The organism is Dyella marensis (genome assembly GCF_049532885.1).
Taxonomy (GTDB): domain Bacteria; phylum Pseudomonadota; class Gammaproteobacteria; order Xanthomonadales; family Rhodanobacteraceae; genus Dyella_D; species Dyella_D marensis.
The window spans coordinates 3,007,171-3,030,142 of sequence record NZ_CP064029.1; the positions used below are offsets into that span (position 1 = coordinate 3,007,171).

The 22,972-nt window shown below is 68.5% G+C and carries 20 protein-coding genes; 6 read left to right on the forward strand and 14 right to left on the reverse strand.

All coding sequences use genetic code 11. From position 1 onward, the window contains the following. Nucleotides 1–404: 404 nt before the first annotated feature. From ISN75_RS12950 to ISN75_RS12985, 8 genes are all read right to left on the reverse strand, one after another. Nucleotides 405–2,072 carry a S41 family peptidase gene (locus tag ISN75_RS12950; RefSeq protein ID WP_343820022.1) on the reverse strand — a complete coding sequence of 556 codons (1,668 nt, stop codon included), beginning with the start codon at nucleotides 2,070–2,072 and terminating at the stop codon, nucleotides 405–407. Nucleotides 2,073–2,210: 138 nt separating this feature from the next. Continuing rightward, on the reverse strand, nucleotides 2,211–3,491 hold the full coding sequence (gene serS / locus ISN75_RS12955) for a serine--tRNA ligase (RefSeq protein WP_343820024.1): 1,281 nt from the start codon (nucleotides 3,489–3,491) through the stop codon (nucleotides 2,211–2,213). Nucleotides 3,492–3,606: 115 nt separating this feature from the next. Beyond that, nucleotides 3,607–4,182: a hypothetical protein gene (locus ISN75_RS12960; RefSeq protein ID WP_168647228.1), complete on the reverse strand. Its 576-nt coding sequence runs from the start codon at nucleotides 4,180–4,182 to the stop codon at nucleotides 3,607–3,609. A 91-nt stretch (nucleotides 4,183–4,273) separates the two neighbouring features. After that, nucleotides 4,274–4,900, reverse strand: coding sequence for a 2-hydroxychromene-2-carboxylate isomerase (locus ISN75_RS12965; protein ID WP_167256886.1), 627 nt, complete (start codon nucleotides 4,898–4,900; stop codon nucleotides 4,274–4,276). Nucleotides 4,901–4,961: 61 nt separating this feature from the next. Continuing rightward, the gene (locus ISN75_RS12970) at nucleotides 4,962–6,293 is read right to left on the reverse strand and encodes a replication-associated recombination protein A (protein ID WP_167256885.1); all 1,332 of its coding nucleotides are present in this window, start codon (nucleotides 6,291–6,293) and stop codon (nucleotides 4,962–4,964) included. A gap of 217 nt (nucleotides 6,294–6,510) precedes the next feature. Continuing rightward, nucleotides 6,511–7,176 (reverse strand): YoaK family protein, encoded by a 666-nt coding sequence (locus ISN75_RS12975; RefSeq protein WP_343820027.1) that lies wholly within the window; start codon nucleotides 7,174–7,176, stop codon nucleotides 6,511–6,513. A 10-nt stretch (nucleotides 7,177–7,186) separates the two neighbouring features. Continuing rightward, entirely contained in the window at nucleotides 7,187–7,846 is a 660-nt protein-coding gene (gene lolA / locus ISN75_RS12980; RefSeq protein WP_167256883.1) for an outer membrane lipoprotein chaperone LolA, read from the reverse strand. Nucleotides 7,847–7,905: 59 nt separating this feature from the next. Beyond that, nucleotides 7,906–10,236, reverse strand: a complete 2,331-nt coding sequence (locus ISN75_RS12985; protein ID WP_167256882.1) for a DNA translocase FtsK 4TM domain-containing protein — start codon at nucleotides 10,234–10,236, stop codon at nucleotides 7,906–7,908. A gap of 292 nt (nucleotides 10,237–10,528) precedes the next feature. Here ISN75_RS12985 and trxB point away from each other — a divergent pair, with 292 nt between their 5' ends. Genes trxB through aat form a run of 4 tightly spaced genes read left to right on the forward strand, consistent with a single transcriptional unit; the run spans nucleotide 10,529 to nucleotide 14,078 of the window. Next, entirely contained in the window at nucleotides 10,529–11,488 is a 960-nt protein-coding gene (gene trxB / locus ISN75_RS12990; protein ID WP_343820030.1) for a thioredoxin-disulfide reductase, read from the forward strand. After that, entirely contained in the window at nucleotides 11,488–12,147 is a 660-nt protein-coding gene (locus ISN75_RS12995) for a DsbA family protein (protein WP_167256880.1), read from the forward strand. The genes trxB and ISN75_RS12995 overlap by 1 nt, the downstream gene beginning before the upstream one ends. A gap of 45 nt (nucleotides 12,148–12,192) precedes the next feature. Next, the gene (locus ISN75_RS13000; protein WP_343820160.1) at nucleotides 12,193–13,335 is read left to right on the forward strand and encodes a GNAT family N-acetyltransferase; all 1,143 of its coding nucleotides are present in this window, start codon (nucleotides 12,193–12,195) and stop codon (nucleotides 13,333–13,335) included. A gap of 2 nt (nucleotides 13,336–13,337) precedes the next feature. Then, complete coding sequence (gene aat, locus ISN75_RS13005; RefSeq protein ID WP_168647223.1) at nucleotides 13,338–14,078, forward strand: leucyl/phenylalanyl-tRNA--protein transferase; 741 nt, start codon at nucleotides 13,338–13,340, stop codon at nucleotides 14,076–14,078. 166 nt (nucleotides 14,079–14,244) lie between these two features. On the opposite strand, the gene ISN75_RS13010 is transcribed toward aat, so the two are convergent. Further along, complete coding sequence (locus ISN75_RS13010) at nucleotides 14,245–14,889, reverse strand: cysteine hydrolase family protein (RefSeq protein ID WP_343820032.1); 645 nt, start codon at nucleotides 14,887–14,889, stop codon at nucleotides 14,245–14,247. Between the two features lie 111 nt (nucleotides 14,890–15,000). On the opposite strand from ISN75_RS13010, the gene ISN75_RS13015 reads away from it, so the two are divergent. After that, nucleotides 15,001–15,963, forward strand: coding sequence for a GlxA family transcriptional regulator (locus tag ISN75_RS13015; protein ID WP_343820033.1), 963 nt, complete (start codon nucleotides 15,001–15,003; stop codon nucleotides 15,961–15,963). Nucleotides 15,964–16,139: 176 nt separating this feature from the next. On the opposite strand, the gene ISN75_RS13020 is transcribed toward ISN75_RS13015, so the two are convergent. The 3 genes from ISN75_RS13020 to ispG all read right to left on the reverse strand — a co-directional run bounded on the left by ISN75_RS13020 (nucleotide 16,140) and on the right by ispG (nucleotide 18,998). Next, a complete protein-coding gene (locus tag ISN75_RS13020; protein ID WP_210427681.1) occupies nucleotides 16,140–16,946 on the reverse strand; it encodes an HD-GYP domain-containing protein in 807 nt (268 codons plus the stop codon). A gap of 86 nt (nucleotides 16,947–17,032) precedes the next feature. Next, nucleotides 17,033–17,719, reverse strand: coding sequence for a class I SAM-dependent methyltransferase (locus tag ISN75_RS13025; protein ID WP_343820035.1), 687 nt, complete (start codon nucleotides 17,717–17,719; stop codon nucleotides 17,033–17,035). 19 nt (nucleotides 17,720–17,738) lie between these two features. Continuing rightward, nucleotides 17,739–18,998: a flavodoxin-dependent (E)-4-hydroxy-3-methylbut-2-enyl-diphosphate synthase gene (gene ispG, locus ISN75_RS13030; protein ID WP_168647219.1), complete on the reverse strand. Its 1,260-nt coding sequence runs from the start codon at nucleotides 18,996–18,998 to the stop codon at nucleotides 17,739–17,741. A 231-nt stretch (nucleotides 18,999–19,229) separates the two neighbouring features. On the opposite strand from ispG, the gene ISN75_RS13035 reads away from it, so the two are divergent. Beyond that, nucleotides 19,230–19,961 carry a Crp/Fnr family transcriptional regulator gene (locus ISN75_RS13035; protein WP_343820036.1) on the forward strand — a complete coding sequence of 244 codons (732 nt, stop codon included), beginning with the start codon at nucleotides 19,230–19,232 and terminating at the stop codon, nucleotides 19,959–19,961. Between the two features lie 50 nt (nucleotides 19,962–20,011). Here the strand turns inward: ISN75_RS13035 and ISN75_RS13040 are convergent, their stop codons facing one another. After that, entirely contained in the window at nucleotides 20,012–22,471 is a 2,460-nt protein-coding gene (locus tag ISN75_RS13040) for a heavy metal translocating P-type ATPase (protein ID WP_343820038.1), read from the reverse strand. Continuing rightward, nucleotides 22,468–22,893 (reverse strand): heavy metal-responsive transcriptional regulator, encoded by a 426-nt coding sequence (locus ISN75_RS13045; protein WP_167256872.1) that lies wholly within the window; start codon nucleotides 22,891–22,893, stop codon nucleotides 22,468–22,470. The genes ISN75_RS13040 and ISN75_RS13045 overlap by 4 nt, the downstream gene beginning before the upstream one ends. Nucleotides 22,894–22,972: the final 79 nt, after the last annotated feature.

Here is a 22,972-nt window from a genome sequence, read left to right on the forward strand (position 1 = left end):
CCATCCCATGTTTCTCTCGGCGATGGTAACCCAAGCTACGGAGCCACTTCCATCCGAATGATGACGAAAAACCAAGTAATTTCAGTGAGTAACGATGAATGTGAGTTACCGACCGTCAATCACAGTGATTCACATTAAACGGACACTCTCTCCGCCAGATATCAGAACGCCCCCATCGGGGGCGTTCTGATATCTGGCGGAGAGAGTGGGTAGAGAGAACCGGTGGCTCGGCTACGCCGAGCCACCGGTTCGACAAATTCGCCGGGAGCGAATTTGGACAGCCGCAGGCTGGCCCCGCAGCGCGCAGCGCGGAGGGGTGAGGCCCATGGATGGGCCTCACAATCCCACCCTCCCAAACCAAAGCGCCCCCTCCATCGAAACCTCACTAAGCCCCGCCCCCCATTTCATTTCCCACCCACCAACGCCCCCACCGCCCTTTCCAACACCACATCCCTCCCCCTCCGCAGACTCTCCACCGTCTGCGAAACCCCAATCGTCGGCCGCAACCCCACCCCCTCAAACACCACCCCATCCGGCCCACGATCATTCCTGGTACAAACCCGCGCACTCCCCCCACCCGGTAGCGAAAAGAACAACGGCTGCCCTGTACTTCCAGCAGTAGTCTCCCCCACCGTAATCCCCCGCCGCATCGCCCCGAACATCGCGACAAAATCCTCCGCCGCCGAAAACGTCCGCGCACTCGTCAACACCGCCACCGGCACATCGACATGATGCGCAGGATCCGCCGGCACCTCGAACGGCACCACATCGCTCCACCCCGGCAACACACCACGCGCCCGATCCGCCGCCGCATAGCTTCTCGTACGAATCAACGGCCCCCGAATCGGCTCCCGCGCCAACAACTGCAACAAGTCCACAGGTGTGCTGCCGCCCCCATTGGCACGCAGATCGACGACCAGCCCTTTGGACGCGTTCACCACCGACAGATTCGCGAGCAGCGCCTTGGTGCCTTCGCTGTCGTCGAACTCGTCGACGGCAAGAACGGCAATCCCATCCGGCCTCAGCTTGAACGACACTCCGCCGCTCCTGAGCTTCGATTGCTCCGCCAACGTAAGCCGGGTCAACACCCGGTTTTCTTCCTTACCTTCGGCATTCCTGGCAGTGACGTGAACCTGGCTGCCGGCCCGCCCGCCGAGCAAGGCATAGTCATAGGTGCGCACCCGCAGATCCTGCGCCGTCGAGGAACTCTGGTAAGGCGCGATCTCGCGCTCCGCATAGGAACGTATGTCTTCGCCATCGATCTTCACCAGCACATCGCCCACACGCCAATGCTGCGCGGACAACGCGGGATCGTCGATGCCCGTCACCACCACAGCGTTTTCCACCCACTGCGTGCGCAAGCCCGGCCGGCCATAGAAGGCGTCACGCAGAGGCTCGGGCGGATAGACATTGGTGTGGCCGTCCTTCAGCAGTGCGGCGAACCGCATCAGCACGCGGTAATACTGTTCGGTCGATGCCGCCGCCCGCACCTTGGGCAGGAAATCCAGGTAGGCCTGGTTCCAGTCCAGCTCGGGCTCGCGGTCGAAGAAGGCGAAGTTGAAGCGGGCCTCCGCCCACAGGCTGGACAACCCCGCGATCTTCGCGTCCTCGCTCAGGTTCGGCGCGAACGGCAGATCCTGGCCGGGCTGGCGCGCCCACAGGCGCTCCTGGCTGCGCGCCGCCTCGACCAGCGGCTTGAATCGCGGGTCGCCATGGAGCGATGCCAGGTCGGCCTCCGCTGCCAGCTGGTCCGCCGCAATGCTGCCGCCCCTGGCCTGCGCGGCCATCAGCGCATCCATGGCTTTGTCCTTGTTACCGGCCAGCGCTTCATCGCGTGCGAGCTGGTACATGGCGGCGTTCCAATGCCAATCCATGCCATTGGGGCCGGCCGTGTAGAACGGTTCGAGGATCGCCGCGGCCTCGGCATATTGCCGGGCCTGATGCAGTTTCAGCGATTCGATATAGCGCCCCGGCAGGCTGGCCGGCGTCGCGGGCGGCGACTGGGCCGCGGCGGCCCCGCAGGCCATGAAACATAAAATCCAAGCCAAGCTTCGCGTCTGCGTCCTGATCATGTCGTCTTCGCTGTTCGAATGGATCGAAGCACTGCTTGAGCCATCCGATCGGCGGCCCTCCGTCGACATCTTCCCCAAAAGCGATGTGGCGGCCCATAAGAAAAAAGCCCGGCGAAGGCCGGGCTTTTCGTCACAGGCTCAGGCGATTTTTTCCGCCCCGTGCAGGTAAGGCCGCAACACCTCCGGCACCGTGATCGAACCATCCGCGTTCTGATAGTTCTCCATCACCGCCACCAGCGTGCGCCCCACCGCCAGCCCCGACCCATTCAAGGTATGCACCAGCTCCGGCTTGCCCGTCGCCGGGTTGCGCCACCGCGCCTGCATCCTTCGCGCCTGGAAATCTCCGCAGTTCGAACACGAGGAAATCTCGCGATAGGTGTTCTGGCTCGGCAGCCACACTTCCAGGTCGTAGGTCTTCTGCGCCGCAAACCCCATATCGCCCGTGCACAGCAGCACCTTGCGATACGGCAGCCCCAGCTGCTGCAGCACCTTCTCGGCATGGCCGACCATTTCTTCCAGCTGAGCATGCGACTGCTCAGGCGCAGCGATCTGCACCATCTCCACCTTCTCGAACTGATGCTGGCGGATCATGCCGCGCGTGTCGCGGCCGTAGCTGCCGGCTTCGGCGCGGAAGCACATCGAATGCGCGGCGAGGCGCATCGGCAGCGCGTCGGCTTCGACGATGCTGTCGGCAACCAGGTTGGTCAGCGCCACTTCCGCGGTGGGAATCAGATAACGCTTGGCCTCGCCGACGTGCGTCGAGAACAGGTCTTCCTCGAACTTCGGCAGCTGCCCGGTGCCCTGCATCGTCTCGGTATTGACGATCAGCGGCACGCTGCATTCCAGGTAGCCATGCTCGCCGGTATGCAGGTTGAGCATGAACTGCGCGAGTGCGCGATGCAGCTGCGCCAGCTGGCCGCGCAGCACGGTGAAGCGCGCGCCGGAGAGCTTGGCGCCGGCGTCGGCGTCCAGCCAGCCGTGGCGGGCGCCGAGGTCGACGTGGTCTTTCACTTCGAAATCGAACGAACGCGGCGTGCCCCAGCGCAGCTGCTCGGCATTCTCGCTCTCGTCCTTGCCCAGCGGCACCGACTCGTGCGGGATATTCGGGATGCCCAGCGCGATGTGGGCGATCTTCGCCTGCACCTCGACCAGCGCATGCTCGTTGGCCTTGAGCTTGTCGCCCAGGCCGGCGACTTCGGCCATCAGCGCGCCGACGTCCTCACCCTTGGCCTTGGCCTGGCCGATCGCCTTGGAGCGGGTGTTGCGCAGGTTCTGCAGCTCCTGCGTCTCGGTGGACAGCCGCTTGCGTTCGCTTTCCAGCGCTTCCACGGCGGCTACGTCGAGTTCGTAGCCACGGGTTTCCTTGAGGCGCGCGGCGGTGTCGGCCAGGCGCGAACGCAGCAGGGCGGGGTCCAGCATGATGGGTCCGGATGATGGCCAGGGAACGCCGGATTATGGCGGCCGGGCCCGACTTGCCGCAATGCGACAGGCCGCGGCGCGCCCTCGCCCGCCGCGGCCTGTGATGCGGTCCGGCTTAAACGGCGCGCCGTTCCGCGCGGCCCAGCCACCACGCCATGGCGGCACCGGCCAGCAGCCAGCCGATCACCTGCTCCACCAGGGCGGCCAGGGTGAAGTCCAGCGGGAAGCGGTACCAGTTCCAGTACGGCACCATGGAGCTGAGCCAGGCGAACAGCGCCGCCGCCACCGCGATGCCCAGGCGCTTGCGGAAGCCGAAGGCGGCCAGGCCCATCACGAAGGCCAGGGCCAGGGCGGACAAGGTGTCCGAGGCCCATTGCCGGCCCAGCTGCGGGCCCATCTGCATCAGATCGTCGCCCTGCGGCATATAGACGATCCACGCGTACGACGAGGACTTGGCCTTTTCCGAATAAGCCTTGACGGCGGCCTCGTCGGACATCCTGGCGGGATCGAACGACGGCAGGATATAGACACCGGCCTGCATCCCCAGCCCCTGATGCAGGCTGTCCAGCACCACGTTTTCCGCCGCCGGCTGGCGTATGCCGGTTTCGCCCAGGCCCAGCGCCATATGTGCCACGGCGCCCCAGATAAACATCACGATGCCGCCGATCAAGGCAGCCACCAGTACGCGCATATCCGTCCCTCCCCCGGTTAGAAGCGCTGCGGTGGCCGGAATCTATGCCTGCGCGCGCAAGCCCCGCAAGGGTGCTCGCAGCAGGCTGCGCTCAAAGGCGCGAGGCGCCGATCGGCAAAGTGGCGACGCGGTGCATTTCCGCTTCGTCCCACAGCGCCGGATCGCGCAGGCAGGCCAGCGCGAAGTCGTGCGCGTCGCCGCCCCAGAACAGGCGGCCGTCGATGGCCAGGGTGGGCACGCCGAAGATGTCGTCGGCCATGGCCGCGTCGAAGTTGGCTTTGAGCTGCGCTTTCACGGCGGGGTCGGCAATCGCCGCGGCGGCATCCGCAATGCCCAGCTCCTGCGCAACCGGCGCGAGCGCTTCGGCCGTGTCGCCCACCTGCCCCTGTCCCCAGATCCACTCGAAGATCGCGCCGGTGGCGCGTGCATCGCTGCCGGCCGCAATGCACAGGCGCAGCGCGGCCAGCGGATTGAACGGATGCGCCGGCGGAAAGCGCAGCGGCTGCCCCGCCTCGCGCGCACGCCACAGCACGTGGCGATAGATGAATTCGCGCTTGGCGGGAATCTCCGCCGGCCCCTTCTGGCCGACGCGGTCGAGCACGCCGGCGAACAGGATCGGGCGCAAGCTCACCTCGTGCGTGCGCATCAGCTCCTCGATGCGCGGCCACTGCAGCCAGGCGAACGGGGAGACGAAGTCGAAGTACCAGACGATGGACATGCGATGGCCTCGGGCTACGGCAGAACGGCGGCGCCCGCGCGGAACGCCGAAGAAAGACCGCTTACTTGCCGCGCGCCTGCCGCCGCGCTTCGCGCAGGCTCAGCAGTTTCTCGCGCAGCTTCAATTCCAGGCCGCGTTCCACCGGCTCGTAGAACACGGTGCCGTCGAGCGCATCGGGCAGGCATTGCTGGCCCAGCGCGATGCCGCCTTCGGCATCGTGGTCGTACTGGTAGCCCTGGCCGTAGCCCAGCCCCTTCAGCAGCCTGGTCGGCGCATTGCGCAGATGCATGGGCACGTCCAGCGTGCCGGTTTCGCGGATCGTCGCGCGCGCCTGGTTGTAGGCCGTGTAGGCGGCATTGCTCTTGGGCGCCATCGCCAGCCAGATCGCCAGCTGCGCCAGGCCCAGCTCGCCTTCCGGGCTGCCCAGGCGCTCGTAGGTGTCCCAGGCATCCAGCGCCATGCGCCAGGCGCGCGGCTCGGCCAGGCCCACGTCTTCCACCGCCATGCGGGTCATGCGGCGCGCCAGATACAGCGGATCGACGCCGCCGTCGAGCATGCGGCACATCCAGTACAGCGCGGCGTCGGGGTCGGATGAGCGCACGGATTTGTGCAGCGCCGAGATCTGGTCGTAGAACTGCTCGCCGCCCTTGTCGAAGCGGCGCGTGCGGTCGGCCAGCACCTGCTCCAGCGTGGCTTCGTCGATGCGGCCGTCCTCGGCCAGCTCGGCGGCGATTTCCAGCAAGGTGAGCGCGCGGCGCACGTCGCCGTCGGCGGCGCGGGCGATCAGCTGCAGCGATGCGTCGCCGATGCTCAGCCCCTGTCCGCCCAGCCCGCGCTCGCTGTCTTCCAGCGCACGCTTGAGCGCGCCGACGATATCGTCCGCCGACACCGCTTCCAGCACGTGCACGCGGCAGCGCGACAGCAAGGCGGAGTTGAGTTCGAACGACGGGTTCTCGGTGGTGGCGCCGACGAAGATGATCACGCCGCGCTCGATATGCGGCAGGAAGGCATCCTGCTGCGCCTTGTTGAAGCGGTGCACCTCGTCGACGAACAGCACGGTGCGCCGCCCCTGCGCGAAGTTCGCCTCCGCCTCGGCCAAGGCCTTGCGCACTTCCGGCAGGCCCGACAGCACGGCGGAAATCGCGCGGAAATCGGCGTCGGCATAGCGCGCCACCAGCAGGGCCACGGTGGTCTTGCCGCAACCGGGCGGGCCCCACAGCACCATCGAATGCACGCGGCCCGCTTCGAGCGCGCGGCGCAACGCCTTGCCGGGCGCGAGCACGCGCTGCTGGCCGACGATCTCGTCGAGGCCGCGCGGACGCATGCGCTCGGCCAGGGGCTTGAGCTCGTCGGATTCAGGGAAGAGGTCGGGGGAGGAACCGCGGGCGGACATAGGACGCCATGATAGCGCGGGGAAGCCTGGGGACGCGGAATGCCCTAAGCAAACGGCCTCGCCGCATCGTCATCCCGGCGCAGGCCGGGATCCAGTAACGGCACCGTAGGGGCAGGCAACGGCCGCCAGAAGCTGCTCATGCTCTTGCAACCTCGCGCCTTGTCGCCACTGGATCCCGGCCTGCGCCGGGATGACGGCAATGGCGAGGCGCCGCCTTCTAGTCGACCAAGTGGCGGTGACGGTAGATCGCATAGACCAGCCCAACCACACCCGTCATCACCGCCGGCAACAACAACGTACGCTCCGCCATCACCCCGAACGCCAACGCCCCCACCGCGCTGCCGGCGATAAAACTGCCGGCCACCAATACGCAGACCTGGATGCGCAGGCGGTCCACGTCCAGCCCGCGCAGGCGCTGGCCGAGATAAATGCCGAGGTCGGTGAAGATGCCCGACAGATGCGTGGTGCGGAACGTCGCGCCGCTATAGGTACTGGCCATGGCGTTCTGCAAACCGCAGGCGATCGACGCGAGATACAGCCCCGCATCGTTGCCGGCGTGGATCAAGGGCACCGCGGCGAACAGCAAGGCCGATTCGACCATCAAGGCCACGCCATAGCGCCGCCCCAGCTTCAAGGTGTGCTGCTGCACGATAAAGCCGCTCAGCACCGCGCCGCCGAGAAACGCCAGGATCGCCAGCGCCCAATGCAACAGCTCGCCGCGGTTGCCTTCGGCGGCCGCCACGCCCATCAGCGTGGCGGTGCCGGTCAGATGCGTGATCGCCTGATGGCGAAAACCCATGAAACCCACCGCGTTGATCATGCCGGCGATAAAGGCCAGCAGCCCTCCGCCGATCCAGGCCCAGCGCGGCAGCTGGCGCAGCATGGAGGAAGCGTCAGTCCTTCAGCGGCTGCGTCTGGATCACCGGCGCGTCGCCGATCACGTCGGCGCCCTTCGGCGGCACGAAGTTGAACGTGGCCGGCGGAATGGCGGGATTGCGCTGCCAGTTGGCGAAGCGGATCTCGGTGACCGCGCCGAGCTGGTCGCGGAAGGTCATGCGCGCCAGGCCGTTGGCGTCGAAGCCCAGGTCCGCGTAGTCGAACTGCGGGTCCTTGGCGGTGGAGGTAAGCCGCAGCCAGGCCAGGCCGTCGTGCTCGCCCTGCTCGGTCACCTTGAAGTCGCGGTCCATCTGCTTGAGGTCCGTGAGTACGGTGAGCGGGCTGTGCGCCTCCTCGGTGCTCTGCACGCGCACGGTGACCTGCTCCAGGTCCGGGTCGTACAGCCATACGCGGCTGCCGTCGGCGACGATGGTCTGCTTGTAGGGGGCGAGCGTTTCCCAGCGGAACTGGCGCGGCGCTTCCAGCGACAAGGTGCCGGAGCTGCTCTTGCCCTTGTTGCCGTTGGCGTCGGTAAGGATCTGGGTGAACTGGCCGGTCAGCGCATGCAGGCCGGTGGCGAAGGTGTCCAGGCGCGCGCGGGCCGGGCCGGCGGCGGCGTGGACGGCGCCGGCGGCGGTGAGGGCCAGCGCGGCGCAGAGGGCGAGGAAGCGGTTCATAAGGTCCCTGTTTCGTGTCGCGGATGGCGGCGCAGTCTGCGCCGACATCGCTTAATGGTTTACTTCGGCGGCGGCGGCGCCAGCACTTCGCGGTTGCCGTTGTGCTGCGGCGCGCTGACCACGCCGTCCTGCTCCATCTGCTCGATCAGGCGCGCGGCGCGGTTGTAGCCGATGCGCAGATGGCGCTGCACGCCGGAAATGGACGCGCGGCGCGACTCGGTGACGATGCGCACCGCCTTGTCGTACAGCTGCGCGTCGGCATCGCCGCCTTCCTCGCCGTCCTGCGGCAGGCCGGAGTCGTTGATGAACTTGCCGTCCGAGGTGGCCTGCACTTCTTCCAGCACGCCCTCGATGTACTGCGGCGCACCCTGCGCGCGCAGCCACGCCACCACGTTGTGCACCTCGTGGTCGTCGACGAAGGCGCCGTGCACGCGCTCCGGCGTGGCGGTGCCGGGCGGCAGGTACAGCATGTCGCCGTGGCCCAGCAGGGTCTCGGCGCCGGACTGGTCAAGGATGGTGCGCGAGTCGATCTTGGAGGAGACCTGGAACGCGATGCGGGTGGGGATATTGGCCTTGATCAGGCCGGTGATCACGTCCACCGACGGGCGCTGCGTGGCCAGCACCAGGTGCACGCCGGCGGCGCGCGCCTTCTGCGCGAGGCGGGCGATCAGTTCTTCCACCTTCTTGCCGACGATCATCATCATGTCGGCGAATTCGTCGATGATGACCACGATGTACGGCAGCGGCTCCAGCGGCTCGGCCGCCAGGTTCGGCATCTCGGGGTTCGGGCGGAACAGCGGGTCCAGCAGCGGCTGGCCGGCGTTCTCGGCGTCCTTCACTTTCTTGTTGAAGCCGGCCAGGTTGCGCACGCCCACCGCGGCCATCAGCTTGTAGCGGCGCTCCATCTCGGCCACGCACCAGCGCAGCGCGTTGGCGGCTTCCTTCATGTCGGTGACCACCGGCGCCAGCAGGTGCGGGATGCCCTCGTAGACCGAGAGCTCCAGCATCTTCGGGTCGATCATGATCATGCGCACGTCTTTGTGGCTGGCCTTGTACAAGAGGCTCAGCACCATCGCGTTCACCGCCACCGACTTGCCCGAGCCGGTGGTGCCGGCCACCAGCAGGTGCGGCATCTTGGCCAGGTCGGCCACCACCGGGCGGCCGGCAATATCCTTGCCCAGGGCCAGCGCCAGCGGCGATTTCATCTGGTCGTACTTCTCAGAGCGCAGCGCCTCCGACAGGTACACGATCTGCTTCTTGGCGTTGGGAATCTCCAGGCCGATCACGTTCTTGCCCGGGATCACGTCGACCACGCGCACGCTCACCACGGAGAGGCCGCGCGCGATGTCCTTGTCCAGGCTCGACACCTGCGAGCCGCGCACGCCGGCGGCGGGTTCCAGCTCGAAGCGGGTGATCACCGGGCCGGGATACACGCCCACCACCTTGGCCTCGATGCGGAAATCCTTGAGCTTCAGCTCGACCTGGCGCGACAGCACTTCCAGGGTCTCTTCGGAATAGCCCGGGCCCTGCGGCGGCGCCTCGTCCAGCAGCGACAGCGGCGGCAGCTCGCCGGCCTCGGAGGCGCCGGTGAACAGCGGGATCTGCGTTTCGACGCGGGCGCGCTCGCTCTTGGGCGCCGGCGGCGGCGGTGCTTCGATACGCACCGGCTCGCGCTTGGCCTGCTTCACGGCCTCGACCTTCTTGACCACCTCGCGCTCGGCGCGCGCCTGGCGCGCGGCCAGCACTTCGGGGGCTTCTTTGAGCTTGCCGCCGAACCAGCCGGCGATCTTCAGCATGCCCTGCCCGGTCAGGTCCATCAGCTTGAACCAGGACAGGCCGGTGGCCAGGGTCACCGCGATCAGGAAGATCGCCAGCAGCAGCAGCGGCGCCCCCGTGCCGCCGAAAGCCTGCAGCAGGCCGCGGCCCACCCACATGCCGATGATGCCGCCCACGCCCTGGGGCAGCACCGGCTCGTCGCTGAACTTCAGGTACAGCAGGGCCGGCGCGGTGATGAAGAAGAACACCGAGCCGATCAGCCGCAGCGAGGGCTCCCACGGCTGCACCGTGCGCACGCCGCGGTGGCGCAGCACCTGCACGCCCAGGCCCAGCAGCAGCAGCGGGAAGCAGTAGGCGACCAGGCCGAAGATGTAGCGCAGCAGGTTGGCGATATTGGCGCCGACGGCGCCGCCGAAGTTGCGCGCGTGCTCCACCGTGCTGGCATGACCCCAGCTCGGGTCCTGGTCGTTGTAGCTGAACAGGCAGACCAGCAGATAGAGCGCCAGCGGCAGCAGCAGCAGCGCGCCGGCCTCGCGCAGGCGGCGCTTCAGCTCCTCGCTGAGGCCGCTGGGTTCCTTGTTCTTGTCTTTCTTGACGTTCGCGCTACGCGCCACCGTATTCCTCGCGTGCCGGTCCTAGGGACCTGCTTCTACTGCGTCGCCTGGGCAAAGGCCAGGACTCCAGATACCTCGATACCGCCCCCCGCGGCCCGGTCCGCAGGCGCCGGGCCCTGGGGCCCGCCAACCGCCGGTTGCCGGTTCAGCTGCCTTGAATCGCGCACCCGTCTTCCCCATTCTGTCGGGCTCCAACCTTTCGCCGGAGCCTTGAACCGGTGTGAGGAAACGGCCGTAAAGGCCGGATCGAATAGCAATTCCAAGCTGCTGATAACACCCAAGGATTATAACCATGAGCACCCCCAAGCACAGCCGCCTGCTGATCCTCGGTTCCGGCCCCGCCGGCTATACCGCGGCCGTGTACGCTGCCCGCGCCAACCTGAAGCCCACCCTTGTGACCGGTCTGCAGCAGGGTGGCCAGCTGATGACCACCACCGACGTGGAGAACTGGCCGGGCGACAAGGCGGTGCAGGGTCCGGAGCTGATGCAGCGCCTGGCCGAGCATGCCGAGCACTTCGAGACCGAGATGGTGTTCGACCATATCCACAGCGCCGACCTCAGCCAGCGCCCGTTCCGCCTCAAGGGCGATTCCGGCGAGTACACCGCCGACGCCCTGGTGATCGCCACCGGCGCCACCGCCAAGTACCTGGGCATCGAGAGCGAGCAGCACTTCAAGGGCAAGGGTGTGTCCGCCTGCGCCACCTGCGACGGCTTCTTCTTCCGCGGCCAGGAAGTCGTGGTGGTCGGCGGCGGCAATACCGCCGTGGAGGAGGCCCTGTACCTGTCCAACCTGTGCAGCAAGGTCACCCTGGTGCACCGCCGCGACAAGCTGCGCGCGGAAAAGATCATGCAGGACAAGCTGTTCGAGAAGGCCGCCGCCGGCAAGATCGAGCTGGTGTGGAACCACACCGTGGCCGAAGTGCTGGGCGACAGCAGCGGCGTCACCGGCGTGCGCGTGAAGGACGTCAACAGCGGCGCCACCCGCGACATCCAGGCCACCGGCTTCTTCGTCGCCATCGGCCATACGCCGAACACCGGCATCTTCGAGGGCCAGCTGGACATGCACGACGGCTACATCAAGATCCACAGCGGCCAGGAAGGCATGGCCACCATGACCTCGGTGCCGGGCGTGTTCGCCGCCGGCGACGTGGCCGACCACGTCTACCGCCAGGCGATCACCTCGGCCGGCTTCGGCTGCATGGCCGCGCTGGACGCCGAGCGCTGGCTGGACCAGCAGACCCCGGCCGCCTGATGAGCGCCAGCCACGCCACCCTGCACTACATCCACGACCCGCTGTGCGGCTGGTGCTATGGCGCCCAGCCGCTGGTCAGCGCCGCGGTCGCCATGCTCGGCGACCGCCTGGCCCTGCGCCTGCACGGCGGCGCGCTGTTCGCCGAGCCGCAGGAACTGACCCCGGCGATGGCCGAGCACATCGTGCGCGCCGACGAGCGCATCGAGGAGATCAGCGGCCAGCCGTTCGGCGACGCCTACACCGAAGGCCTGCTGGCCGAGCAAGGCACGGTGCTGTATTCGCTGCCGCCGATCGCGGCGGTGCTGGCGGCCGAACGGCTCCATCCGCAGGCCGGCTATCCGATGCTGGTGGCGATCCAGCATGCGCACTACCAGCGCGGCCTGCGCGTGGTGGAAGCCGACGTGCTGGCCGAACTGGCGGAAGAGATCGGCCTGGATGCCGCGCGGTTCGCCGAGGCCTTCGCCAGCGCAAGCGGCGCCGAGACGATCGAACACGTCACCGCCAGCCGCCAGTTGCTCGGCGAAGTGGGCGGCCAGGGTTTCCCCACCCTGGTGCTGGACGTCCAGGGCGTGCGCCACGTGCTGCCGCACCACCAGGACTACGGCCGTCCCGATGCCTTCGTCGAACGCATCGCGGCCCGCCTGCCGGCGGTGCACTGAATGACGCGCGGCCATCGCTCGCCGATGGCCGCCGACCGGTCCGGCATGCTCGAAGCCCGTTTCCATCCGCGCATCGAGGAGCTGCCCGCCGCCGCGTGGGATGCCCTGCGCACCGACGGCAATCCTTTCCTCTCACACGCCTTCCTCGCCGCGCTGGAGCGCACCGGCTGCATCCGCGAGGACTGGGGCTGGCAGGCGCACCACCTGGGCCTGTACGAGGACGAACGGCTGGTCGCCGCGGCGCCGCTCTACGTGAAAGGCAATTCGCACGGCGAGTTCGTGTTCGACTGGAGCTGGGCCGCGGCGTGGGAACGCGCGGGTGGCGACTACTACCCCAAGCTGCTCAACGCCGTGCCCTACTCGCCCGTGCCTGGGCCGCGCTTGCTGGCCGGCGATGGCCCGCAAGCACCGCAGCGGCGCGAAACCCTGGTGCGGGCGATGCGCCAGCTGGCCGACGCGCATGGCCTGTCGTCCATCCACGCCAACTTCCTGGCGCCGGACGACCTGCCCGCCTTCGACGGCCAGTGGCTGGCGCGTTCGGACGTGCAATTCCACTGGCCCAATCGTGGCTATGGCGGCTTCGACGATTTCCTCGCCGCGCTCAATCACAAGAAACGGAAGAACATCCGCCAGGAGCGCGCCCAGGTGGCGCGCGCCGGCCTGCGGCTGGAAGTGCGCCGCGGCGACAGCCTGGGCGCGGACGAATGGCGGCAGGCGCACCGCCTGTACGAGGGCACCTTCGACGCCAAGGGCAACCACGCCGCACTGACGCGCGATTTCTTCCGTGCCCTGGGCGAAGGCGAACTCGGCGCCGCCACGCATCTGGCGCTGGCCTGGGAGGGTGAGCGGATGGTCGCGATGGCGCTGTTCCTGCAAAGCGGCGAAGCGCTGTACGGCCGCTACTGGGGCAGCCGCGTCGAGGTGCCGGGGCTGCATTTCGAGCTGTGCTACTACCAGGGCATCGAGCACGCCATCCGCGCCGGCCTGCAGCGCTTCGAACCCGGCGCCCAGGGCGAGCACAAACTGGCGCGCGGCTTCCTGCCGGTGCGCACGCATTCGCGCCATTACCTGGCCGACGGCAGCTTCCGCAAGGCCGTGCACGCCGCGCTTGCGCGCGAGGCCGAAGCAGTCGACGCTTACGCCGCCGACCTGCTCGAACACAGCCCGTACGCCCACCGCGACGCCTGACCATGATCCGCCTGCCCCTGCTCGACGCCGCCCATCCCGAGCAGTTTCCCGATCCCGGCCGCGCCATGGCCGACCCCAATGGCTTGCTCGCCTTCGGCGGCGATCTCACGCCGCGCCGGCTGCTGGCCGCGTACGCGGGCGGCATCTTCCCCTGGTACAACGAGGACGAGCCGATCCTGTGGTGGTCGCCGGATCCGCGCTGCGTGTTCCACACCGACCGCTTGCTGGCCAACCGCAGCCTGCGCCGGCAGATCGGGCGCAAACCTTGGCGCATCACCCTGGACCATGCCTTCCGCGCCACCGTCGAAGCCTGCGCCGCGCCGCGTTCCGGGCAGCTGGGCACGTGGATCGTGCCGGCGATGGCGGAGGCGTACACGCAACTGCACGAGATGGGGCATGCGCACAGCGTGGAAGTGTGGGAAGGCGAGCGGCTGGTCGGCGGGATCTACGGCGTGACCGTGGGGCGCTTGTTCTGCGGGGAGTCGATGTTCAGCCGCGAGAGCGGTGGGTCGAAGCTGGCCTTGCTGGCGCTGGGGCGCTTGCTGCATCGGTGGGATTATCCGTTGATCGATGCGCAGGTGACGAACAACCATCTGTTGAGTCTTGGGGCGGTGGAGTATCCGCGCGACACGTTCCTGAAGACGGTAAGGCAGCTGGTGAAATTGCCGGGGCAGCCCGGGAGCTGGAAGGAATTCACGCCGTTGGTGGAAGAGACGATGGCGGGGTTGCGCAAAGGAAGCTAAGTGAATCGCTTCTCCCCTCCGGGGAGAAGATGCCGGCAGGCAGATGAGGGGCGGGTGCTCGCGGCGGAAGATCGACAGGGCGTGGCTCGTTGTCCGCTCTCGCTTCTACGCTCCGCCCGGCCCCTCACCCCGGCCCTCTCCCCGGAGGGGAGAGGGAGCAAGCGCGTTACGCCGCCTTTGCCTCGCGCAGCTTCCGCGCATTCGCGTACGAGTCCAGGATGTTCTCGCGCACCGGCGCTTCGCCGGTGGCCAGGCAACGCTCCCACTCCTCAACGCTCAGCACCGCCGCGAAGCGCGACTGCTCCACCACCGCGAACACGCGATGGATTTCCTCGGCCGTCGCATAGCCGGCACGGTTGGCATACGACACCGCGCCGGATGCATCGTGCAGGAATTCCACCTCGATGCCGCGATCGAACGCATGCTTGATCGTCGTGTCGTTGCAGTTGTGGGTCATGTAGCCCACCACGGTGAGCGTGTCGATGCCGCGCGCCTGCAGCCATTCGCCCAGGCCGGTTCCGGCGAAGGCGCTCGGCAGCGGCTTGCCGAACAGCACGTCGCGCCAGCGGCGTTCCACTTCCGCATGCAACTGCCAACCATGGCTGCCTTCGGCGAAGGCCGGCGCGCCGGCGGGCGAATCCTGGCGGATCACCACCACCGGAATGCCGGCGGCGGTGGCGGCGTCCATGGCGCGGACGATCTTCGGCAGGCTGTCGGACACCGGCGGGTATTCGATCTGCAGGTTGCCGTCGAAATATTCGTTCTGCACGTCGACGACGATCAGCGCGCGGCGGGGTTGGGTGGCAGTCATGGCACGGCTCCTTGGGGTGGAAAAGGTGTGCACATGCTGCGCTCCGGGCCACTTGCGCGGGAGTGGCCTGAAGGACAATGATCGATGCGATCGGGCCAACCGGAATTCCCCATGCGCAAGATCCGCATCGCCGTCGTGGCGTTCAACGACATCCTGCCCTTCCATCTTTCGGTGCCCTGCGGCGTGTTCGCCGCGGTGCTGCGCGACGAGCAATCGCCGTTCCGCCTGCGCGTGTGCTCGGCCGAGGGCAAGCGCGTGCGCAGCGCCTCGGGCTTCCTGATCGCCACCGACTACGGGCTGGAGGAATTGCGCAACGCGGACATCGTGATCGTGCCTTCGTGGCGCAGCGCGGAGGAGCGCCCGCCGGAAGCCCTGCTGGAAGCGCTGCGCCGCGCCGCCGCGCGCGGCAAGCGCATCGTCGGCCTGTGCATGGGCGCCTTCGTGCTCGGCCATGCCGGCCTGCTGGATGGCCGGCGCGCCACCACGCACTGGATCGCCACCGGCGAGCTGGCCGAGCGCTTCCCCGCCACCGAAGTCGACCCGGACGTGCTCTACGTGGACGCCGGCCAGGTGGTCACCTCCGCCGGCGCCGCCGCCGGCATCGACTGCTGCCTGCACCTGGTGCGCCAGCTATTGGGCAGCGAGAGCGCCAACCGTATCGCGCGGCGCATGGTGGTGTCGCCGTTCCGCCACGGCGGGCAGGCGCAGTTCATCGAGCAGCCGGTGCCGAGCATGGCCGGCGACGAACGCATGGCCAGGCTGCTGGATGAAATCCGCCGCAAGCTGCAGCAGCCGCATAACCTCGACGAGATCGCCGAGCGCGCGGCGATGAGCCGGCGCAGCTTCACCCGGCATTTCCGCCAGCTCACCGGCAGCAGCTTCGGCGACTGGCTGATGGCGCAAAGGCTCAGCGAAGCGCAGCGCCTGCTGGAGACGACCGCACTGCCGCTGGATCGCATCGCCAGCGCGGTGGGGCTGGGTTCGCCGGTGACGCTGCGGCAGCATTTCCAGCGCGCGTTCCGCACCTCGCCGGCGAATTACCGGCGGACGTTCAATGCGGGCAAGGCAGCATAATGCGTAGGTTGGGGTGAGCCACAGGCGAACCCCAACGGTGCGGGGCGCCTGGAGGCAACGATGTTGGGGTTACTGGCTGCATCAGCAGCCAGCCCTTCGGGCCATCCGCTACGCGGATGTTCGCTACGGCATCCTGCCTTCGCAGTCGCCTGTGGCTCACCCCAACCTACGCCGGCTCAATCTTCCAGCCCTACCCGCTTGATGCTCTCGTAGTTCGCGAGAAACAACTCCACCACCGCCGGATCCAGCTGGCTCCCCGCGATCTTGCGCAGATAGGCAATCACTTCGTCCTCCGGCCACGCCGGCTTGTACACCCGCGGAAAACTCAGCGCATCCCACACATCCACCACGCTGAACACCCGCGCCACCAGCGGAATCGCCTCGCCGCGCAGGCCGCGCGGATAGCCGCCGCCGTCCCAGCGCTCGTGGTGGTTGTACGGAATCTCCGCGGCATCGCGCAGGAAATCCACCTGCTGCAGCAACTCGTAGCCCACCTGCGGATGGGTGCGCATCACCGCGATCTCTTCCTCGCTCAGCGGGCCGGGCTTGATCAGGATCGCGTCCGGCAGCGCCAGCTTGCCGATATCGTGCAGCAGCGCGCCGAAGCGCGCCTTGCGCAGCTCCTCGCCACGCAGTCCGGCCAGGCGGGCCAGCGCCACGGTCATGCGCATGACGCGGTCGGAGTGGTCGCTGGTTTCCTTGTGGCGGATGTCCATGGCATGGACCAGCGCGCGCAGGGCCTGTTCGTTGCCCTTGAGCAGCAGGCGATTGGCGCGTGTCATGCCGCGCAGGTCGCGGTCGATCAGCACGTAGAGCAAGGCACCGGTGACAATGACGAACAGCGTGCCCTTCAGGCTCTGCATCAGGCTGAGCGTGTCGGGGTCTTCCACCAGCAGGCGCAAGACGCGGTTGGACAACCAGATCCACAGGCTGGACACGATCACGTACGCCAGCACGGTGCGTACTTGAGGCTTCAGTCTCATCCGACTTCCCCTTGCCGCCCCGGGAAACTCCGTCCCGGGAACGAGAGCCGCGAGCTTACCGCCAATCGACGGCGAAGCAACGTGCGTCAGGTCGTGGCAGCTTCGAGCACGAAGATGATCGACGCCGGCCGCCCGCTGTGCGGATGCAGCGGTTCCTCGATGCGCGCCACGCGCAGGCCGCAGGCCAGGAACGTATCGACCCAGCCGGCGAGCGTGCGGAAATACCAGGGTGCGGCCTGGCCGAAGCCCTCGCCGCAGCCGGCCCACGAGCCTTCGCGCCAGCCGTCGCGGTACGGCAGCTCACCGCAGGCAACCACCGGGTGCAGCGTCTGCACCAGCAGCGCGCCGCCCGGTTCGAGCAGCCGCGGCACCGCGGCCAGCACGGCCTCGGTCGACTCCTTGCCGAGCAGGGAGAAATTGCAGATCGCCAGGTCGGCTTTCCCATGCAGCTCGCCGGCGGCGATCTGCGCGTAACTCATGGCTTCGAACCGTCCGCCGCCCTGCGCCCGTGCGGCGTCGATCAACGCGGGCACCGCATCCAAGCCCAGCACGTCGACGCCATGCTCCGCCAGCGCCCGCGCCAGCCAACCTTCGCCGCAACCCAAATCGATCGCGCTGCGCGGCCGGCGCGACAGCACGGCGTCGACGATGGCGCGGTCGGTCACCAGCCGGCGGCTTTCGATACGCCTTCCGCGCACGGCATCGGTCCATGGCGCGGCGTTGCCGTGCCAGACCTCGAGGATGGTCTCTTCGGCGTGCGGACGATCGTGCAAGGGCATCCGCTCCCGCGCTTCAGGCGCCGCGCGCGGCGTAGCGCCTGGCTACGTAGTCGTCCAGGATGCCGATGAACTCCTCGGCAATCCGCTCGCCGCGCAAGGTCATGGCCTTCTCGCCGTCGATGAACACCGGCGCCGCCGGCGCCTCGCCATTGCCCGGCAGCGAGATGCCGATATTGGCGTGCTTGGATTCGCCCGGGCCATTCACCACGCAGCCCATCACCGCCAGGGTGAGGTTCTCCACGCCGTCGTACTTCACCCGCCACTCCGGCATGCGCTCGCGCACGTGCGACTGCACGGTCTTGGCCAGTTCCTGGAAGAACTCGCTGGTGGTGCGGCCGCAGCCCGGGCAGGCGGTGACCAGCGGGGTGAATGCGCGCAGGCCCATGGTCTGCAGCAGCTCCTGCGCCACCACCACTTCGCCGGTGCGCGGAGCGCCGGGTTCGGGCGTGAGCGAGATGCGGATGGTGTCGCCGATGCCTTCCTGCAGCAGCACCGCCAGCGCGGCACTGGAGGCGGTGATGCCCTTGGAGCCCATGCCGGCCTCGGTCAGGCCCAGATGCAGGGCGTAGTCGCAGCGCCGGGCCAGGTCGCGGTAGACGGCGATCAGTTCCTGCACGCCGGAAACCTTGCAGGAAAGAATGATGCGCTCGCGCGGCAGGCCGATCTCTTCGGCGCGGATGGCCGAATCGACAGCGGAACGGATCAGCGCCTCGCGCGCCACCAGCGCGGCGTCCCAGGGTTCGGCGCGCGCGTGGTTCTCGTCCATCAGCGCGGCCACCATGCTCTGGTCCAGCGAGCCCCAGTTGGCGCCGATGCGCACGGGTTTGCGGTACTGGATGGCCTTTTCGATGATGGCGGCGAACTGGCTGTCCTTCTTCTTGCCGAAGCCGACGTTGCCGGGATTGATGCGGTACTTGGCCAGCGCCTCGGCGCAGGCGGGTTCCTGCTCCAGCAGCTGGTGGCCGTTGTAGTGGAAGTCGCCGATGATCGGCACCTCCACGCCCATCATGTCCAGCCGCTCGCGGATGCGCGGCACCGCCGCGGCGGCGGCCGGGGTGTTCACCGTGATGCGCACCAGCTCGGAGCCGGCGCGCGCGAGCTCGGCGATCTGCTTCGCGGTGCTGGCCGGGTCCTCGGTGTCGGTGTTGGTCATCGACTGCACCACGATCGGCGCGCCGCCGCCCACCGTCACCTTGCCGATGCGCACGCCGACGCTGGGGCGGCGCGGCTCGGGCTCGGCGGCGCGGGGAGTGGAAGAAGACTGGTCGCTCATGGGGGAACCGATTGCGGATGGCAGGAGACGGGCGCCACGCCTGGGATCGCGGCAGATGGCTCGCAAGGATACTTCAGCCGGCTGGCGGCTTCATGACCCGCCGCTCCCGTTCCGGTGTCCTCCTGACCACGGCCGCGGCGCAAAGCCGCGCGGCATAAGCGCACACGGGCATGGCGCCGCGGCACCGCCGGCTCATCATGAACGGCGTCGCGCAACGAGGGAGCCGCCGCCATGTCCGTCGCCTTTGCCATCCAGACGCCGCCGGCCGCAGCCGCCCCCACCCGCTGCACCGGCTGCGCCCATCTCCCGGCCTGCCAGGCCGCCGGCTACGGCCGGCCGGAGCTGCATGGCCTGCGCTGCATCGCCGAGCGCGTCGGCCTGCTGCGCGACGGCGAATATCTGTACCGCCCGCTCACGCCCTTCCATGCGTTGTACGCGGTGCAATCGGGCATGGCCAAGACGGTGTCGGTGGACCGCGCCGGCCGTGAGCGCGTGCTGGCGTTTCACCTTCCCGGCGAGCTGTTCGGGCTGGACGCCATCTGGCAGGGCCAGCACGACAGCGCCGCGGTCGCGCTCGGGCGCACCCAATGCTGCCGCTTTCCGTTCGCCGCGCTGCGCGATCTCGCCACCCGCCAGCCGCAAGTGCAGGCGCACCTGCTGTGCGCGATGAGCCGCCTGATCCATCGCCAGCAGCTGGACGCCGCCGACGGCTCGGCCGACGAGCGCATGGCGGCTTTCCTGGTCGACCTGCACGAACGCCGCAGAGCACTGGGCGACACCGGCGCCCTGCTGCCGCTGCCGATGTCGCGCGCCGACATCGGCAACCACCTGCGCCTGGCCACCGAAACGGTCAGCCGCCTGCTGGCGCGGTTCCGCGATGCGGGGCTGCTGCGGGTGACGCGCAGCGGCGTGGAACTGCTGGATCTGGATGGACTGCGCCGCGTAGGTTGGGGTGAGCCCTAGGCGAACCCCAACGATGCCGCACGCTTGAAGGCAGCGATGTTGGGCGCCCGTTACGCGCGCTGCCGGCTCAGCCGCAAGGCATTACCCACCACCGACACCGACGACAGGCTCATCGCCAGCGCCGCCACCATCGGTGACAGGGTCAGGCCCAGCCACGGATACAGCACGCCCGCCGCCAGCGGCACGCCCAGCGCGTTGTAGACGAAGGCGAAGAACAGGTTCTGGCGGATATTCGCCACCGTCGCCTGCGACAGCGCACGCGCGCGCAGGATCGCGGTCAGCTCGCCCTTCACCAGGGTCAGCTGCGCGCTCTCGATCGCCACGTCGGTGCCGCCGCCCATGGCGATGCCGATATCCGCCGCGGCCAGGGCCGGCGCGTCGTTGATGCCGTCGCCGGCCATCGCCACGCGCCTTCCTTCGGCACGCAGCGCGTTGACCACCGCGGCCTTGTCGGTCGGCGACACATCGGCATGCACCGCGTCGATGCCCAGCGTCTTCGCCACCGCCTGCGCGGTGACGGCGTTGTCGCCGGTAAGCATCACGATGCGCAGGCCGGCGGCGTGCAGCGCCGCGATCGCCGGCGGCGTGCTCGGCTTCAACCGGTCGGCCACCGCCAGCAGGCCGGCGAGTGCGCCGTCCACGGCAAGGAACATCACCGTCGCGCCGTCCTTGCGCATGGCGTCGGCGCGCTGCCGCGCTTCGTCGCCGATGGCGATCCTCAAGCTTTCGAACAGGCGCGCATTGCCCAGCGCCGCGTCGCGCCCGGCCACCCTGCCCTGCACGCCGCCGCCGGTAAGCGTGCGGAACGCTTCCACCTCCGGCACCTTGACGCCGCGCGCCTTGGCGCCGGCCAGGATCGCGCGCGCCAGCGGATGCTCGCTGGGGCGTTCCAGCGCGGCGGCCACGGCCAGCAGCTGATCCCACGGCAGCGCGCCGGTGCTCACCACATCCTGCAGCGCAGGCTTGCCCTCGGTGAGCGTACCGGTCTTGTCCAGCACCAGGGTGTCGACGTCGCGCAGCCTTTCGATCGCCGCCGCGTCCTTGAACAGCACGCCTTCGTGCGCGCCGCGCCCGCTGGCCACCATGATCGAGATCGGCGTGGCCAGGCCCAGCGCGCACGGACAGGCAATGATCAGCACCGACACCAGCGCGATCAGCGCATGCGCCAGCCGCGGCTCCGGCCCCCACACGGCCCAGGCGGCGAAGGCCAGCACGGCCACCGCCACCACCGCAGGCACGAACCACGCGGCCATGCGGTCGGCCACGCGCTGCAGCGGCGCCTTGCTGCGCTGCGCCTGCGCCACCAGGGCCACGATGCGCGACAACAGGGTGTCGGCGCCGACCTTTTCCGCACGCATGGTCAGCGCGCCATCCTGGTTGACGGTGCCGCCGGTGATGCGATCGTCCGCGCGCTTGGCCACAGGCAGCGGCTCGCCGGTCAGCATGGCTTCGTCGACGTGGCTGCTGCCGTCCAGCACCACCCCATCCACCGGCACCTTTTCGCCCGGCCGCACACGCAGCACGTCGCCGGCCTGCACGTCTTCCAGCGCCACGTCGTGTTCGCTGCCGTCCGCGTTGACGTGGCGCGCTGTCTTCGGCGCCAGGCCGAGCAGCGCTTTCAAGGCGGCGCCGGTGCGGCGGCGCGCGCGCAGCTCGAGGAAATCGCCGAGCGTGACCAGGGTGACGATCACCGCGGCGGATTCGAAATACACGCCCACCCGGCCGTGCGCATCGCGAAAACCATCGGGGAACGCCTCGGGCAGGAAGAACGCCACCATGCTGTAAGCCCAGGCCACGCCGGTGCCCAGCGCGATCAGCGTGTACATGTTCGGCGACCACGGCCGCAGCGAACGCCAGCCGCGCGCGAAGAACGACGCACCGCCCCACAGCACCACCACGCTGGACAGCAGCGCCTCGGTCCACGCCGCCACGCCATCCCACGGCGTCGGCAGATGCCAGCCAAACAGGTGCGGGCCCATCGCCAGCAGGAACACCGGCAGGGTCAGTGCCACCAGCGTCCAGAAGCGGCGCGACAGATGGCGCAGTTCGCCGCCGTCGTCCTCGTCCAGGTTGGGCATCATCGGCTCCAGCGCCATGCCGCACTTGGGGCAATCGCCGGGGCCGACCTGCTGCACTTCCGGATGCATGGGGCAGGTGTAGATGGTGCCGGGCGGCGCGGCGGGCGGCTTGGGGCGTTCGCCCAGATAGCTGGCCGGGTCGGCGAGGAATTTTTCGCGGCAGCGCGCGGCGCAGAAGTAGTAGGTGTGGCCTTCGAAGTCCGCGCGGTGCCTGGCGGTGTGCGGATCGACGGACATGCCGCAGACGGGGTCTTTCACGGCGTGGTGCGCGTGGTGGTCGTGCGCGTGGCCATGATGGCTGTGATCGTGCAGCGCATGATCTTCATGGGCCAACGATTGGGCGTGACAGCAACTCGCCGCTGCCGACTCCGCGGCCACCCCTTCCGGCTCCTTGGCATGCGAACCGCAACAAGCCTTCTCCTGCGCGCTCATGCCTCGTCCTCATCGTCCGACAGCGCGCGCAGGATCGGGCACTGGTCCGGCGAGCCGTGCCCCGGGCAGGCCTCGATCAATTCCTCCAGCCCGTCGCGCACCCGCGTCAGCTCGGCGATGCGCGCATCGATCGCGGCCAGCCGCGCCTCCGCCCGCTTCTTCACCGCCTTCACGCCGCGATGCCGGTCCGCCGACAGCGCCAGCAGGTCGCGGATCTCCTCCAGCGTGAAGCCCAGGTCCTTGGCGCGCCGGATAAAGCGCAACTGCCGCACCGCGCCTTCGTCGTAGCTGCGGTAGCCGGAGGCCCGGCGCACCGGCTCCGGCAGCAGCCCTTCGCGCTCGTAGAAGCGGATGGTGTCGATATTCACGCCGACGCGCTTGGCGACGGCACCGATGGTGAGGGTGGGGGTTTGGGTGTCCATGGGGAAAGTCTAGACCATTGATCAAGGTCTAGAGTCAAGCCTGTAGAGTCACGCCCCTGCCAACCGTCCTTTAGGGCGA